Annotated in this window: 15 protein-coding genes; 9 read left to right on the forward strand and 6 right to left on the reverse strand. The window is 62.9% G+C overall.

Features of this window, described 5'->3' with window-relative positions; genetic code table 11:
- Positions 1-126: 126 nt before the first annotated feature.
- The 4 genes from QLG10_RS09385 to QLG10_RS09400 are packed head-to-tail and all read right to left on the reverse strand — an operon-like array spanning position 127 to position 3,809.
- Positions 127-918, reverse strand: coding sequence for an ABC transporter permease (locus tag QLG10_RS09385; protein ID WP_110754409.1), 792 nt, complete (start codon positions 916-918; stop codon positions 127-129).
- Entirely contained in the window at positions 915-1,646 is a 732-nt protein-coding gene (locus QLG10_RS09390; protein ID WP_282487067.1) for an ABC transporter ATP-binding protein, read from the reverse strand. Before QLG10_RS09390 ends, QLG10_RS09385 begins: the two co-directional genes overlap by 4 nt.
- Positions 1,643-2,602: a YVTN family beta-propeller repeat protein gene (locus QLG10_RS09395; RefSeq protein ID WP_282487069.1), complete on the reverse strand. Its 960-nt coding sequence runs from the start codon at positions 2,600-2,602 to the stop codon at positions 1,643-1,645. The genes QLG10_RS09390 and QLG10_RS09395 overlap by 4 nt, the downstream gene beginning before the upstream one ends.
- A gap of 22 nt (positions 2,603-2,624) precedes the next feature.
- Positions 2,625-3,809 carry an ABC transporter substrate-binding protein gene (locus QLG10_RS09400; RefSeq protein WP_248678431.1) on the reverse strand — a complete coding sequence of 395 codons (1,185 nt, stop codon included), beginning with the start codon at positions 3,807-3,809 and terminating at the stop codon, positions 2,625-2,627.
- 157 nt (positions 3,810-3,966) lie between these two features.
- Here QLG10_RS09400 and QLG10_RS09405 point away from each other — a divergent pair, with 157 nt between their 5' ends.
- From QLG10_RS09405 to QLG10_RS09415, 3 genes are read left to right on the forward strand one after another with little or no spacing between them, the layout of a single operon-like run.
- Positions 3,967-4,089 carry a hypothetical protein gene (locus QLG10_RS09405; RefSeq protein WP_020800566.1) on the forward strand — a complete coding sequence of 41 codons (123 nt, stop codon included), beginning with the start codon at positions 3,967-3,969 and terminating at the stop codon, positions 4,087-4,089.
- A gap of 1 nt (position 4,090) precedes the next feature.
- On the forward strand, positions 4,091-5,353 hold the full coding sequence (locus QLG10_RS09410) for a HAMP domain-containing sensor histidine kinase (protein WP_282487073.1): 1,263 nt from the start codon (positions 4,091-4,093) through the stop codon (positions 5,351-5,353).
- Complete coding sequence (locus QLG10_RS09415) at positions 5,350-5,988, forward strand: response regulator transcription factor (protein ID WP_188264968.1); 639 nt, start codon at positions 5,350-5,352, stop codon at positions 5,986-5,988. Before QLG10_RS09410 ends, QLG10_RS09415 begins: the two co-directional genes overlap by 4 nt.
- Before the next feature lie 137 nt (positions 5,989-6,125).
- Here the strand turns inward: QLG10_RS09415 and QLG10_RS09420 are convergent, their stop codons facing one another.
- Entirely contained in the window at positions 6,126-6,764 is a 639-nt protein-coding gene (locus QLG10_RS09420; protein ID WP_110754396.1) for a pentapeptide repeat-containing protein, read from the reverse strand.
- A 149-nt stretch (positions 6,765-6,913) separates the two neighbouring features.
- On the reverse strand, positions 6,914-8,806 hold the full coding sequence (gene exaA, locus QLG10_RS09425; RefSeq protein ID WP_188264970.1) for a quinoprotein ethanol dehydrogenase: 1,893 nt from the start codon (positions 8,804-8,806) through the stop codon (positions 6,914-6,916).
- Between the two features lie 254 nt (positions 8,807-9,060).
- On the opposite strand from exaA, the gene pedF reads away from it, so the two are divergent.
- From pedF to QLG10_RS09455, 6 genes are all read left to right on the forward strand, one after another.
- Complete coding sequence (gene pedF / locus QLG10_RS09430; protein ID WP_020800571.1) at positions 9,061-9,522, forward strand: cytochrome c-550 PedF; 462 nt, start codon at positions 9,061-9,063, stop codon at positions 9,520-9,522.
- 3 nt (positions 9,523-9,525) lie between these two features.
- The gene (locus QLG10_RS09435; protein ID WP_282487086.1) at positions 9,526-10,401 is read left to right on the forward strand and encodes a transporter substrate-binding domain-containing protein; all 876 of its coding nucleotides are present in this window, start codon (positions 9,526-9,528) and stop codon (positions 10,399-10,401) included.
- 9 nt (positions 10,402-10,410) lie between these two features.
- Positions 10,411-11,172: a quinoprotein dehydrogenase-associated SoxYZ-like carrier gene (locus tag QLG10_RS09440; RefSeq protein ID WP_188264971.1), complete on the forward strand. Its 762-nt coding sequence runs from the start codon at positions 10,411-10,413 to the stop codon at positions 11,170-11,172.
- Positions 11,173-11,188: 16 nt separating this feature from the next.
- Positions 11,189-12,127, forward strand: coding sequence for a quinoprotein relay system zinc metallohydrolase 1 (locus QLG10_RS09445; protein ID WP_282487089.1), 939 nt, complete (start codon positions 11,189-11,191; stop codon positions 12,125-12,127).
- A gap of 168 nt (positions 12,128-12,295) precedes the next feature.
- On the forward strand, positions 12,296-14,071 hold the full coding sequence (locus QLG10_RS09450) for a PQQ-dependent methanol/ethanol family dehydrogenase (RefSeq protein ID WP_110754384.1): 1,776 nt from the start codon (positions 12,296-12,298) through the stop codon (positions 14,069-14,071).
- Positions 14,072-14,318: 247 nt separating this feature from the next.
- Positions 14,319-15,839 carry an aldehyde dehydrogenase family protein gene (locus tag QLG10_RS09455; protein WP_110754382.1) on the forward strand — a complete coding sequence of 507 codons (1,521 nt, stop codon included), beginning with the start codon at positions 14,319-14,321 and terminating at the stop codon, positions 15,837-15,839.
- Positions 15,840-16,025: the final 186 nt, after the last annotated feature.

Consider the following 16,025-nt stretch of genomic DNA (forward strand, 5'->3'; position numbering starts at 1 on the left):
TTCGGCTGCGAAGCAGTCGCAGAGCCAGGTAACTCGGTATGCCTGAAGGAATGCCGGGGCCGCTGCGCAGCCCAACGGGGATAAATCCCCTCGCCACAAGCGCGCTCCCCCAGGGGATTGATGGAGTCAGCTGGATTTGCGCAGGGCCGCGTGTTGTGGGTTGAAGGTGAGCACGGCGAGCAGGGCGAACAGTAGGGTCAGCCCTACGCATACCGCCAGCGCCAGCGGATTGAATCGTTCGTACAAGGCAAAGCGCACCAGCTCCACCGCATGGCTGAACGGGTTCACCGCGCATAGCCAGTACAACCACTCGCTGGCCTCGCGCATTTTCCACAGCGGATACAGCGCCGAAGACAGGAAAAATAGCGGGAAGATCACGAAGTTCATCACCCCGGCGAAGTTCTCCAACTGGCGGATCGCGTTCGACAGCAACAGGCCCAGTGCGCTGAGCATCAAGGCCACCAGCAACAGCGCCGGCAGGGCAATCAGCAAGCCCATGGCTGGCGGTCGTACGCCGTAGAGCCAGGCGATCGCCAGGAAGGCATAGACCTGCAGCAGCGAGATCAGCGAGGTGGCCAGCAGCTTGCTGCACAGCAGGAAGGTTCGGGGCAGGGGGCTGGTCAGCAGTACGCGCATGCTGCCCATCTCGCGGTCATAGACCATCGACAGTGACCCTTGCATGCCGTTGAACAGCAGGATCATGCAGGCCAGTCCCGGAATGATGTAGACCTCGTAGGGAATGTAGGTGTCGTAGGGTTCGATGATGGCGATGCCCAGTGCGGCGCGAAACCCCGCGGCGAACACCAGTAGCCACAACAACGGCCGCACCAGGGCGCTGAGAAACCGCGTGCGTTGCAGCACGAAGCGCAGCCACTCGCGCAGCACGATACCGCGCAAACATTGCCAGTAGGCGTTCATTGGGCAGCTCCTGGAGTGGTCAGGCGAGTGAAGGCCGAGCCCAGGTCGCCACCGTGTTCCAGGCTCAGTGCGTCGGCCTGTCCGCTGGCTACCAGGCGGCCCTGGTGAAGGATCAACAAGTCATCGCCGGGCTGCACTTCGTCGAGCAGGTGAGTGGTCCAGAGCACGCTGATGTGCTGCTCGTGGCACAGCGTGCGAATGTGCAGGTTGAGCGCCAGGCGACTGGCCGGGTCGAGGCCGGCGCTGGCTTCGTCGAGCAGCAGCAGGCGCGGTTCATGCAACAGGGCGCGGGCGATTTCCACCCGCCGGCGATGACCGCCATTGAGGTCGCGCACCCGTTCGCCACGGCGCTCGTCCAGGGCCTGGCGAGCCAGTTCCGCATCGACCCGCAAGCCGGTCTGGCGGCGGGACAAGCCATGCAGCGCGGCGTGATAACGCAGGTTCTGCTCGACGCTCAGGTCCAGGTCGAGGGTGCTTTGCTGAAACACCACGCCCAGCTGTTTCAGCGCCGGCCGCGGGGCGCTGCGCAAAGAACAGCCGCCGACCTGTATATCGCCGTGCTGCAAGTCATAGAGCCGGGTGAGCAAAGCGATCAGGGTTGATTTACCGGCGCCGTTAGGCCCCAGCAGCGCGGCGAAACGCCCGGGTGCGAGGCTGAAATTCACTTGGCGCAAGGCCTCCCGAGGCCCGTAGGCAAAGCTCAGGTCGCTGACTTCCAGGGCGTTCATGGGGTCACCACCACGCCCCAGGGATAACGTCCGACCTTCACCGATTTGCTGACCTTGAGGTTGTCGACATCGATCACCGAGACATCGCCGCTGACGCCATTGGTGGCGAGCAACTGCTTTTGATCGGGGGTGAAAGCCAGTTGCCAGACACGTCGGCCCACCAGCAGGTAATCGAGGATCTCGAAAGTCTTGGCGTCGACGACCGCCACGTGGTTGGCCGGCCCCAGGGCAACGAAGGCGTACTTGCCGTCGGCGCTGAGCTTGATGCCCACCGGCTGCACTTTGTCCGGGTGCACGCCCTTGATCTGGAAGTTCAGGGTCTTGAGGATATTGCGGTTGGCGACGTCGAGAATCGTCACCGTGCCACCGATCTCCGCCGAGGCCCAGAGCTGCGAACCGTCGTTGTTGAATTCGACGAAGCGCGGCCTTTGATCCACCAGCGTGCTGTCGGCCAGGGTCTGGGTGCTGGTGTCGATCCAGTGCAGCATGTTGGTGGTTTCGCTGGTGTTGACCGCCCACTTGCCGTCAGGGCTGACGGCCATGCCTTCAGGCTCGACACCGACGTTGATCTGCCCGAGGACCTTGGACGTCTCGGTGTCGATCACCGTGACCAGCGCATCGTCTTCGTTGGAGACGTACAGCCAGCGATTGTTAGGGTGCAGGGCGAATTGCTCGGGGTCTTTGCCCGAGGGCAGTTCCTTGATGATCTTGCGGGTGGCCACGTCCATCACCTGGACCCGGTCCGAGTCGCTGGCGCAGATGTACAGCAACTTGTTGTCATGGGACAGCAATAGGCCACGGGGGCGCTGGCCGACAGCGAGGGTGTCGGTGACTTGCAGGGTCTGCATGTCGATCAGGCTCAGGCTGTTGTCCTTTTCATTGGAGACCCAGGCGGTACTGGCGGCGGCATGGCCCGCGGCGATCAGCAGGGCGCAGGAAATCAGAGTGCGGCGCATGGCAGTTTCCTTGTTGTTGTCGTCAGGGAAAGCGGCAGCTGACCTCGGGTTTGTCGTAACCCAGGCTGTCCATCTCGTTGAAGGGGTGCAGGAAGCCGTCCTGGGGTGAGGTGCTGACCAGGGCCCGCGGCTGCACGATCGGAATCGGTTGGCGCAGTTGGCCGTTCCACGGGCGGTAACTGAGCTTGCGTCCCTTGAAACCGTCCAGTGGCAATTGATCGCTGATTTCCAGGTCGCGGATCGCCATCGGCTCGGTTTGCCGCGATTTGCTGACGGCGCTGGCGATGCTGCGCACGGCGATCCAGGCCGCGAAGTCACGGTCATTCATCCAGCGCCCGGTCAAGGCTTCGAAGCGCTTCTGTAGTTGTGCGGCGCCGTAGGTTTCCACGGTCTTGTGCCAACCCACCGGGGTCAGGCCCTGGGTACCGGCAACCGGCCGCGGGTACCAGGTCTGGTACGGCACGTACTCACCGAAATCGCCGCGCTCATCGGCCACCAGCACCACGTCGTATTCGGCGGTCTGCGTGAACAACGGCATGTCGGCCTGGGCGCTGCGCCGTTGATCGTTATCGAAGCTCCAGTTTTTTTCCGCCACCAGTTGCAGGCCAAAGCGCTTGGCCGCACGGCGCAGGGCCGCAGCATAGGCTTGATCGTCGCCGGTCGGGCCAACGATCAGCAGCGCCCGCTGCCATTTGCGCACTACCAGAAATTGCGCCAACGCGTCGGCGAGCATTGCCCGGCTCGGCAGGCTGTGCAGCACGTTGGGCAAACAATCGGTGCTGCGCAGGCTGTCGTCGGGGCTGCCGGCGTTGAACAGCAGGCTATCGGGCAGCGCTGCACTGAGTTGGCGCAGGCTGCTGGCAGGTGCGTTCACCACGAACAGGCGCAGGCCTTGGTCGTGCTGGTTTTTTGCGGCGCTGAGCAAGGCTTCGGGACTGTCGACACTGGCGCTGACCAGGCTGTAGGCGTGATTGAGAAAACGCCCGGTGCTGTTGCTGTCGGTGATCGCCAGTTCGGCGCCGCGCAACCCGGCGTCGCTGGGTTCGGGGATGACGTTCGACAGCAGCGGGCCTGGGTCCGGGCGATAGCCCAGGTAGCCGATCCGTACCTGCAACGGCGCGTCCGCCGCCTGGCTTTGGGTGACCAGCCCGGCGGCGCAGGCAATCGCCAGCAGGTAGATCAGGGCGTAAGGGGCAAGCTGGCGCATAGGGCACTCCATTACAGGTAGCGCCAGCATAGGAAGCCCATGCCGCCGGGGAAATATGCAGAAAGTACCAAGCAGCCAGTACCAAGGTAGTAGCTCGCGCCGGGCGGCGCGGTTTTAGCATGATCAACAACGGCCACTGCTCTGGAGGGGATTGACCATGCGTATCGTCAAGGCACTGCTCCTGCCGTTTTTGCTGATTCTGACCCTGATCGGCGTCGACCGGCTCCACGGCTCGCGTCCCGTGGCGTTGCAGGTCATGCCCGCGACACCGGGGCGCTAGCATGTCAGCCCTGTGGCGGATCAATCTGTGGGTCTGCGGTTTTTTTGCGCTGGTGACCCTGGCGTGCGTGACCTTGCTGGTGCATCAAGCGCTGCAGGACGTGGAGCGTGAGCTGCAATCGGCCGAAGCGGTGGTCGAGTACCTGAGCGAAACCGCCGAACGTGACCCGATCAGCCTGCAACCGCGGCTGACCCAAGGCCTGCGCCACGTCCGCGTACGCTGGCTGGGGCCGGAGGAACAGCCCCCGCTAGCCGTGCAAGGCGGGCTCGATGCCTGGCTGGGCCGCCTGCTGTTCGCCGAAGTGCGTCATGGCGCCAGAATCCTCGATCTGGCGGATGGCCGACGGGTACAGATTGCGCTTGATCCACGGGATGAAATCGACGAAGTCTGGGACTCCGTGCAACAACTGCTCAGCCTGTGTGCGATGGCCCTGGTGGTCAGTCTGCTGACCATTCGCTGGGCCGTGCGTCGCGGTATGGGTCTGCTCGATGAGCTGCTGCGGGCGTTGCAGCAAGTGTGTGCCGGACAGCTCACGGTGCGCCTGCGTCCAGAAGGGGGGGCGGAGGCGCGGCAACTGGCGACGCATTTCAACCGCATGACCGGCGCGCTGGAACAGGCTGGTAGCGATAATGCCCAGCTGACCCAGGCCTTGCTGGCGGTGCAGGAACAGGAACGTACCCAGCTGGCCCAGACCCTGCACGACGATCTCGGCCAGTACCTGGCCGGGATCCGTGCGCAGGCGTGCCTGTTGCGCCTGGCGGCTGATCAACCGCAGACAGTCGAACGCACGATGCGCGAACTGGAGCACAACTGCGAACACCTGCAACAAGGCTTTCGTGCCCTGGTGCACAACCTCTATCCGGTGGTCCTGCAACACTTGCCGTTGGCCGAAGCCATCACGTTGCTGGTGGAGCAATGGCAAGGCCGGCAGGGTATTGATTGTCGGCTGCGGCTCAGTGCGCAGTTACCGGCGCTGTCGGGGCCGGACAAAACCCATCTGTACCGCTTGCTGCAGGAAGCCCTGACCAACATCGCCCGGCATGCCGACGCCAGTCAGGTGCAGGTGCGCCTGCAACATCACGGCGCACGCTTGCGCCTGCTGGTGCGCGATAACGGTCGCGGTGCCGAGCAACCACAGCGCCCCGGTGTCGGGCTGTATTCGATGCGCGAACGCGCCCGCAGCCTGGGCGCTGATCTGCGCATCATCAGCCAGCCCGGCGCCGGCTGGGCGCTAACCTTGAGCGTGCCTTTGGAGGTTTCATGAGTATTCTGCTGGTCGATGACCATGCGGTAGTCCGCCAGGGCTACGCCAGCTTGTTGCGAGCGCTGTTGCCGGCGATGGAAGTACGCGAGGCGGCAACCGGCGAGGAGGCGTTGTCGCGGGTTCAGGACAGCGTGCCGCACCTGGTGATCATGGATTTCGGCCTGCCCGGCATCAGTGGCCTGGAAACCACTCGGCGTCTGCGGCAACGCCTGCCACAATTGCGGGTGCTGTTTTTCAGCATGCACGATGAACTGCCGCTGGTGCGTCAGGCACTGGAGGCCGGGGCATCGGGATATTTGACCAAGAGCTCGGCGCCAGAGGTGTTGATCGAGGCGGTGCGGCGCGTGCTCGCAGGCCATGCCTACATCGAACAACCGCTGGCCACTCAACTGGCCTGCCATGCGCAACAGGACGCCAGCGACCCGCGCTTGCAGAGCATGACCCAGCGCGAGCTGGAGATTTTCGTGATGCTCGCCAAAGGCACCCCCACGCGGCAGATCGCCGAGCAGTTGAGCATCAGCAGCAAGACCGTTTCCAATCACCTGACGTTGCTCAAGAGCAAGTTGCAGGTGAGCTCCCATGCCGAGCTGGTGCATCTGGGGATTGATATGGGGGTGGTGCGCAAGGCCGGCTGACGCGCTATCACAGACAACACAAATCCCTCTGTGGGAGCGGGCTTGCTCGCGAAAGCGTTATGTCAGCCGACACCTGCATTGACTGGCACACCGCTTTCGCGAGCAAGCCCGCTCCCACATTTGATGTATTGTTGCACTCACTTTTCCCATGTCGTCGGGCACCCCGTGCAGCCCTCCATGTTCGCATCCTGGAAATTCGCATAATGCTGGCGCGAGCCGCCGAGGTTGGCGTTTTCCAGGTTGCTTTCGCCCAACTTGGCCTCTTGCAGGTTGGCGTCGCTGAGGTTGGCGCCCTTGAGATCGGCCTTGCTCAGCCAGGTCATCTCCAGATCGGCGGCGCCCAGGTTGGCGTTGTGCAACCTGGCCCCGGACAGCCGGGCGAATTGCAGGTCGGCGGCGCTGAGGTCGGCGTTCTCGAATTGCGCGCCCTGGGCGAACAGCCCCCAGCCCTGGATTGCCACCAGCCTGGCGCCGGTGAAATCAGCCAGGCGCACATTGCTTTGTTGCAGGCTGGCGCGGGTCAGGTTGGCGCCCTGTAGCCGGGCCTGTTCCAGGTTGGCCAGGTCGAGGCGGGCGTGGCGCAGGTCGGCCTCGCGCAGGTCGGCGCCGCTCAGGTTCATGTTGCGCAGGTCCTGGTTGCTCAGGTTGGCGCCTTTGAGATTGGCGCCGGGGCATTGGCTGTGTTCGGCGATGGTGCAGCCGTTGATGATCAGTGGGGTGTCGTCGGCGTACGCTGTGGGAAGGCTCAACAGGAGCACTAGAGGCAGATAGTTCATGGCAAGGTCTCTGGCTTCCCTGTAGGAGCGAGCATGCTCGCGATGGTCTCAAGAACACCGCGGGGCACCAGACACCCCATGTCATCGTTGAGGTCCATCGTCGGAACGCCGCCCGGAGCATGCTCGCTCCTACAGGGATAGATGGGGGGTTACTTTTGCGCGGTCTGGTTATCCCAGCTCGGAATCTTGAACACCCAGAACGATCCGCCTTGAGCCACCGGCTTGGTCAGCTCCGCCATGTCGCCGCCCCACAACGGCACCGCGCCGCCGTAGCCCACGGTCACGCCGATGTACTGCTCGCCGTCCTGCTCCCAGGTGATTGGTGGGGAAACGATGCCGCTACCGGTCTGGAACTTCCACAGTTCCTTGCCGGTTTTCGCATCGAAAGCCTTGAAGAACCCGTCGCCGGTACCGGTGAACACCAGGTTGCCCTTGGTCGCCAGCACGCCGGCCCATAGCGGCAGGTGTTCCTTGTGCTCCCAGACCACTTTGCCGGTGGTCGGGTTCATCGCCCGCAAGGTCCCGACGTGATCGTCGTACATGCGCTTGATGCGAAAACCCATGCCCAGGTAGGCCGAGCCTTTCTTGTAGTTGACCTCTTCGGTCCAGTATTCCTCTTTCCACTGGTTGCCCGGGATATAGAACAGCCCGGTGTCCTGGCTGTAGGCCATGGGGTTCCAGTTCTTGCCACCGAGGAACGGCGGCGAGACTTCCACCGGCTTGCCCTTGGTTTCCCCCGGCAACGGCTTGGCCGGACGCTGGCCTGCGTTTTCCACCGGGCGACCGGTCTTGAGATCGATGTGGCTGGCCCAGGTGATGTTGTCGACGAAGGGGAAGGCGTTCTGCAATTTGCCGTTGTTACGGTCGACCACATAGAAGAAGCCGTTGCGGTCGGCGTGGCCGGTGGCCTTGACCGTTTTGCCGTCCTTGTCCTTGTAGTCGAACAGCACCAACTCGTTGTTGCCGGAGAAGTCCCAGGCATCGTTCGGCGTGTGCTGGTAGAACCATTTCACTTCGCCGGTGCTCGGGTCGACGCCGACCTGGCCAGAGGTGTAGAGGCTGTCGTAATCGTGTGGGTTGCCGTCCTTTGAGGTGCGCGCCCAGGTGTTCCATGGGCCTGGATTACCGGCGCCGACGATGATGGTGTTGGTTTCGGCATCGAAACTGGCGCTCTGCCAAGGCGCGCCGCCGCCATGGCTCCAGGCTTCGACCTTGCCGGTTTCGGTGGTCGGATCGTTCGGCCACGAAGGCGCCTTGACGTCGCCGGTCGGGGTGCTGTCCTTGCCGTTCAAGCGGCCCATATGGCCTTCGACGAAAGGCCGCATCCAGACTTCCTCGCCGGTGTCCGGATCCCGGGCGAAGAGCTGGCCGACCACGCCGAACTCGTCACCGGAACTGCCATGGATCAGCAGCACCTTGCCGCTGGTCTTGTCCTTGATCAGCACCGGCGCGCCGGTCATGGTGTAGCCCGCGGCGTGGTCGCCGAACTTCTTGTTCCACACGACTTTGCCGGTGTTCTTGTCCAGGGCGATCAGCCGAGCATCTAGGGTGCCGAAGTAGATTTTGTCGCCATAGATCGCCGCGCCGCGGTTGACCACGTCGCAGCACGGGCGAATGTTGTCCGGCAGGCGATGGTTGTAGGTCCACAGGCGCTTGCCGGTCTTGGCATCGAGGGCGAATACCCGCGAATACGAGCCGGTGACGTAGACCACGCCGTCGCTGACGATCGCCTGGGATTCCTGGCCGCGCTGTTTCTCGTCACCGAAGGAGTAAGACCAGGCCGGGGTCAGCTTGAACACGTTCTTGTCGTTGACCTGGGCCAGTGGGCTCCAGCGCTGGGCGTTGGTGCCCATCCCGTACTGCAGCACGTCCCTGGTGGTCAGGTGATCGTTGGCAATGTCTTCCCAACTCACGTTACGGGTGGCGCTGGCCGGTGCGGTCTCGGCGTATCCGGCAGGGCTCAGGGACAGGCTGGCGACCAGCAAAAAAGCGTGTACGGCGACGGTCAAGGGGGAAAGGGCGGGTAGCGATCTTATTGTCATGGTTGCAGTTCCCAGTGGAGGTTTTGACCTGCACAGGGTGGGGCGCCGGGGCGGACGGCGGATACGGAAAATGTCCCGCCGTTGCCGGGAAAACTTCCCAGGTGCCACCTGATTTAGGTGTCCCTCCAAGGCCTTACTACCAAGGGATTAGGCGCCGGCCACCAAAGCAGCATGGGGTGCGCGCCACGGGGTTTCTAAGATGGCTGCCATAGCCTCTGCCAAGAGGTCTTGCGTGCAATCCTGAGGGCATAACAATGACAACAAAACGCAACGCCTTGCTCGTGACCGGGCTGCTGGTCGGTCTTATCAGTGCGGGTTCCGTCTGGGCCCACGGCAATGTGGTGCCGCAGGCCGTCGCCACCCAGGGCCTGACACCGATCAAGGATGCCGGCGTACCGCTCGATGCCGATGGCTGGGCAGCGGTGAACCCTTACCGTACTTCCCCGGAACATGATAAGGCGGTGGAAATCGGCGCGTCGGCCTACAACCAGAACTGCGCGGCCTGTCATGGCCTGGAAGCCAAGTCCGGTGGCATCGCCCCCGATTTGCGCATGCTCGATGTCGCGGATGCCGGTGATGAGTGGTTCGTCGAACGAGTACGCCACGGCGCGGTGCGTGATGGTCGGGTCTACATGCCGAAAATGGCGGATTACCTGAGCCAGGAAGCCCTGTGGGCGGTGCGTACTTATCTGGACAGCGTCCACGTCGAGGAGTGACCCATGCGCCTGCTCGCGGTGTTGATCAGCGCTGTGTGGCTGTGCTGCCAGTCGGTGCAGGCGCAGGTTCGCAACTATGACGAAATGATCGCCGCCGGTGAACTGAAAGTGGCGGTCTACAAGGACTTCGCCCCCTACAGTTTTGAAGACGCGGGCCACCCCCGGGGCGTAGACGTGGAACTGGCCCAGGCGCTGGCCAAGGCCCTGGGTGTGCGTTTGACGCTGATCTGGGCGCCCGCCGGGGAGAAGCTCGACGATGACCTGCGCGATTACATCTGGCGTGCCAGCCCACTGCACAACCAGCAACTGGCCGACCTGATGATGCGGGTGCCTTATGACCGCGATTATGCGCAGAAACGCAACGAATTCGGCGAGATGGAAAACGGCCATGTGGTGATGTTCGGCCCTTACCAGAACGAGCAATGGCAAGTCGCTTACGACCGCCGCCGGCTGGACAAGGTCGCCAGCGTCGCGGTGTTTGAACAGCATCCGATCGGTGTCGAGGTCGACAGCGTACCGTCGTTCTACCTGACCTCGGTGTTCAACGGCATGCTCGCCGGCAAGACCCGCCACTATCCGGGCGTGCCCCAGGCGTTTGCGGCGATGAAGGCCGGTGAGGTCGACGCCGTCATGGCCATGCGTGGCGAAATCGACTGGCAGGTGCACGAAGCCGCCGACCCGCAATTGGCCCTGGCAGAAAACGCTTACCCGAACATGGGCAAGCAACTCTGGGAGATCGGCATGGCCGTCCACGAAAGCAACCGGCAACTGGCCTATGCCGTGGAGGAGGCGCTGGAAAGCCTGATCCGCGAGGGTTCGGTGAAAACCATCTACGGCCAGTACGGCCTGCGCTACGACGTACCCGAAATGTACCAATAGGAGCAGGCGATGAATTGGCAAAGGAGTTGTCTGTTGGCCTGCTGTTTGAGCCTGGCGGCCCATGCGGGCGCTGTCGATCCCGGCAAAGACCCGGTGCCGTCGGTGATGTGGGCCTTCTATCACAAGCAAATGCTCGGTGAGGCGCCGTTCGTGTTCGATGAGCGGGTCAAAGTGCTGGCGCCACCGTTCGCCGAAGACGCACGTCAAGTGCCGCTGGAAATCGATGCCCGAGCCTTCAAGGGCGAAGTGGTCAGGATCCTCGCCTGGGCTGAACTCAACCCCTTGCCGAAAATCGTCGATTTCCAGCCGCTCAGTGGCGTGCTGCCATGGCTGTCGATCCGCATCCGCGTCGAACAGGCGACGCCCTTGCGCGCGGCGGTACTGACCCGTGACGGCGTGTGGCATGTGGGGTCGACCCTGATCGACGCCGCGGGTGGCGGCTGTACCGCGCCAAGCGTGGTGCGCACTGAGGCGGGTTGGGAAGAGCATGTCGGTGAGGTGCTCGGCGGTCGTTATCCTCGTGGTGAATTCAGTCGCGTGCGCGTGCAGGTAGCGCATCCGATGGACAACGGGATGGTCAGTGGCATCCCGGAATTTTTCCTCGAACATGCCGAGCTGCGCGATCAGCACGATCAACTGCTGGCCCGTCTCGAACTGTTCCCCGCCGTCAGCGAAAACCCCAGCCTGGCCTTTGATATCGAAGGGGCAGGGCAGACGCGCCTGTTGCTACGCGATAACAGCGGCAACCAATTCGATGCGTCGATCCCCTGAATTCAAGGAGCCTGTCATGCGCTGGATGCTGCTGTTGTTGCTCGGCCTGGGCCTGCCAGCCATGGCCGATTTCGAATATTCGCTCAAGCCCAGGCAAATCGCCGAAGACACCTGGTTGCTGGAAGGCAGCACCGATAATTTCGCCAGGGAAAATGGCGGCAACATCGTCAACACGGCATTCATCGTTACCGAGCGCGGCGTGGTGGTGATCGATACCGGGCCGTCCAGACGTTATGGCGAGGCCATGCGTCGGGCCATTGCGGCGACCACCGACAAGCCGGTGATCCAGGTCCTGTTGACCCATCATCATCCTGATCATGTGCTGGGCAACCAGGCGTTTATCGACGTGCCGATCGGCGCCCTGGCCGGCACCACTGAGTTACTGCAAAAGCAGGGCGATGCCATGGCCGAGAACATGTACCGGCTGGTTGGCGACTGGATGCGTGGCACCGAAGTGGTGTTGCCGACGCAGACGCTGACGCCCGGTGAGAAAAGTTTTGGGAATCACGATCTGCGCCTGCTGAGCCTGGGTGGGCATACGGGTGCGGATCTGGCTATTCTCGACCAGCGAACCGGCGTGCTGTTTGCCGGCGACCTGGTGTTTTATCAACGGGCACTGACCACGCCCAACAGTCCGGGGCTATCGGTGTGGCTGGCCGATATCGCGACCCTGCAGGGTCTGCCCTGGAAGCAGATCGTGCCCGGTCACGGCCCGGTTGCCAGCGATCCTCAACCCTTCGCACAGATGCGCGACTACCTGGGCTGGCTCGATCAATTGATGCGCGACGGTGCGGCCAATGGCAGCGACATGAGCGAGATGATCCGCAGCCCCATTCCTGAGCGATTCGCCGGGATCAGCCTGAGCCGCTATGAGCTGATTCGCAGCGTCAGCCATTTGTACCCGCGGTATGAGCGTGCGCAGATGACGCGAGTCGATTCCGCCGCCAACAACTGACCCACCCCAATCCCCTGTGGGATCGATGCTGGTCAGCATCCAAACCTGTACCAAGGAACTAGAAATCTCCACATTGCGGGCAATTGTTGTCCGGGCGGCGGCGCCCAAGAATCTGCACCAGACCGGGAAAATTTCCCGGAAATAACAAAAACTGCAGAGGAAGCCGTCATGACTCAACCCGCACGTCGCCAGCCCTTCGTCTTGAGCCTGTTGCTCAGTGCCATGCTGTTGTCCGGTCAGGCATTGGCCGGGGTTTCCGACCAGGACATTCTCCAGGACCCGAAAAACCCCGAGCAGGTCGTGACCAACGGCCTGGGTGTGCAGGGGCAGCGCTACAGCCCGCTGGACATTCTCAACGTCGACAACGTCAAGGAACTGCGACCGGCGTGGGCCTTCTCCTTCGGTGGGGAAAAGCAGCGCGGTCAGCAAGCGCAACCGATGGTCAAGGACGGTGTGATGTACATGACCGGTTCCTATTCACGGGTGTTCGCCGTGGATGCACGCACCGGCAAGAAACTCTGGCAATACGACGCACGCCTGCCGGATGACATTCGCCCCTGCTGCGACGTGATCAACCGCGGCGTCGCGCTGTACGGCGACCTGGTGATCTTCGGCACCCTCGACGCCAAGCTCGTGGCGCTGAACAAGGACACCGGCAAGGTGGTCTGGAGCAAGAAAGTCGCCGACCACAAGGAAGGCTACTCGATCAGCGCCGCACCACTGGTGATCAACGGCAAGCTGATTACCGGCGTGGCCGGTGGCGAATTCGGCGTGGTGGGCAAGATCGAAGCCTACGATCCGAAGAACGGTGATCTGCTGTGGACCCGGCCGACGGTCGAAGGCCACATGGGGTACGTCTACAAGGACGGCAAAGCCGTGGAAAACGGCATCTCCGGCGGCGAGGCGGGCAAGACCTGGCCGGGTGACCTGTGGAAGACCGGTGGCGCGGCGCCTTGGCTGGGCGGTTACTACGACCCGGAAACCAACCTGCTGTTGTTCGGCACCGGCAACCCGGCACCGTGGAACTCGCACCTGCGCCCTGGCGACAACCTCTACTCGTCGTCGCGCCTGGCGCTCAACCCGGACGACGGCACCATCAAGTGGCACTTCCAGAGCACGCCCCACGACGGTTGGGACTATGACGGCGTCAACGAACTGGTGTCGTTCAACTACACCGAGGGCGGCAAGGAGATCAAGGCGGCGGCCACCGCCGACCGCAACGGTTTCTTCTACGTACTCGATCGCACCAACGGCAAGTTCATCCGTGGCTTTCCGTTCGTGGACAAGATCACCTGGGCCACCGGCCTGGATAAAACCGGCCGGCCGATCTACAACGAAGCCAGCCGTCCTGGCGCGCCGGGCACCGAAGCCAAAGGCAGCTCGGTGTTCGTAGCGCCGGCATTCCTCGGCGCGAAAAACTGGATGCCGATGGCCTACAACCGCGACACCGGGTTGTTCTACGTGCCGTCCAACGAATGGGGCATGGACATCTGGAACGAAGGCATCGCCTACAAGAAAGGTGCGGCGTTCCTCGGTGCCGGCTTCACCATCAAGCCATTGAACGAAGACTACATCGGCGTGCTGCGGGCGATCGACCCGAAAACCGGCAAGGAAGTGTGGCGGCACAAGAACTTCGCGCCGCTGTGGGGCGGCGTACTGACCACCAAGGGCAACCTGGTATTCACCGGCACGCCGGAAGGTTTCCTGCAGGCGTTCAACGCCAAGACCGGCGAGAAGGTCTGGGAATTCCAGACCGGCTCCGGCGTGCTCGGCTCGCCCGTGACCTGGGAAATGGACGGCGAGCAGTACGTTTCGGTGCTCTCCGGTTGGGGCGGCGCCGTGCCGCTGTGGGGCGGCGAAGTGGCCAAGCGGGTGAAGGACTTCAACCAGGGCGGCATGCTCTGGACCTTCAAGCTGCCCAAGGATCTGGTAGCCAAGCACTAACTCCCCAACCCATCACAACCCCCCCCCTGTGGGAGCGGGCTTGCTCGCGAATGCGGTCTGTCATTAGGCATTTTTGTAGCTGACACACCGCCTTCGCGAGCAAGCCCGCTCCCACATTTGGATTTGTGCAGAACCTACGACCAAATAACGAGAGTCCCTCCTGCCAACGATGCATTCGTCTGGCACTCGGGGCTCTCTAGTATCGGTTCATCGCCTGCACAGGCATTGACCCAGACAGAGGCCCACCATGATCTACGCCCAACCCGGAACACCTGGCGCCGTCGTTACTTTCAAGCCACGCTACGGCAACTTCATCGGCGGCGAATTCGTCGCGCCGGTCAATGGCGAGTACTTCACCAACACCTCGCCGGTCAACGGTGAAGTGATCGCCGAATTCCCGCGCTCCAGCGCCGCCGATATCGACAAGGCCCTGGACGCCGCCCATGCCGCCGCCGATGCCTGGGGCAAGACTTCGGCCCAAGACCGCTCCCTGGTGCTGTTGAAAATCGCCGACCGCATCGAGCAAAACCTGGAAATCCTCGCCGTCACCGAAACCTGGGACAACGGCAAGGCGGTGCGCGAGACCCTCAACGCCGACGTACCCCTGGCGGCCGACCATTTCCGTTACTTCGCCGGCTGCATCCGCGCCCAGGAAGGCGGCGCCGCCGAGATCAACGAGCTGACCACTGCCTATCACTTCCACGAGCCATTGGGCGTGGTCGGGCAGATCATTCCGTGGAACTTCCCGCTGCTGATGGCCGCCTGGAAACTCGCGCCAGCGCTGGCCGCGGGCAACTGCATCGTGCTCAAGCCCGCAGAGCAAACGCCGCTTTCGATCATGGTCTTCGCCGAGTTGATTGCCGACCTGCTGCCGGCGGGTGTACTGAACATCGTCCAGGGCTTCGGTCGCGAAGCCGGCGAGGCCCTGGCCACCAGCAAGCGTATCGCCAAGATCGCCTTCACCGGCTCGACCCCCGTCGGCGCCCACATCATGCATTGCGCCGCCGAGAACATCATTCCGAGCACCGTCGAACTGGGCGGCAAGTCGCCGAATATCTTCTTCGAAGACATCATGAACGCTGAACCCGCGTTCATCGAAAAAGCCGCCGAAGGCCTGGTACTGGCGTTCTTCAACCAGGGCGAAGTCTGCACCTGTCCGTCCCGGGCACTGGTGCAGGAATCGATCTACGAACCTTTCATGGCCGAAGTCATGAAGAAGATCGTCAAGATCAAGCGCGGCAACCCGCTGGACACCGAGACCATGGTCGGCGCCCAGGCATCCGAGCAGCAATACGACAAGATCCTCTCGTACCTGACCATCGCCCAGGAGGAGGGCGCCGAGCTGCTCACCGGCGGCGCGGCCGAGCGCCTGGAAGGCGACCTGTCCAGCGGCTATTACATCCAGCCGACGCTACTCAAGGGCCACAACAAGATGCGTGTGTTCCAGGAAGAAATCTTCGGGCCGGTGGTGGGCGTCACCACTTTCAAGGACGAAGCCGAAGCGCTGGCCATCGCCAACGACAGCGAGTTCGGCCTCGGCGCCGGTCTCTGGACCCGTGACATCAACCGCGCGTACCGCATGGGCCGGGCGATCAAGGCCGGGCGCGTATGGACCAACTGCTACCACCTGTACCCGGCGCATGCCGCGTTTGGTGGCTACAAGAAATCCGGCGTCGGCCGGGAGAACCACAAGATGATGCTCGACCATTACCAGCAGACCAAAAACCTGCTGGTGAGCTACGACATCAATCCGCTCGGGTTCTTCTGATCCCTCAAGAACACCACAAGCCAAATGTGGGAGCGGGCTTGCTCGCGAAAGCGGAATGTCATTCAGCGCAGATGTTGATTGGCAGACCGCCTTCGCGAGCAAGCCCGCTCCCACATTGGTTTTGTGTGTCTGGGGGGGGGGGGGGGGGGGGGGGGGGGGGGGGGGGGGGGGGGGGGGGGGGGGGGG

This window comes from Pseudomonas sp. V98_8, assembly GCF_029967975.1.
In the GTDB taxonomy this organism is placed as follows: domain Bacteria; phylum Pseudomonadota; class Gammaproteobacteria; order Pseudomonadales; family Pseudomonadaceae; genus Aquipseudomonas; species Aquipseudomonas umsongensis.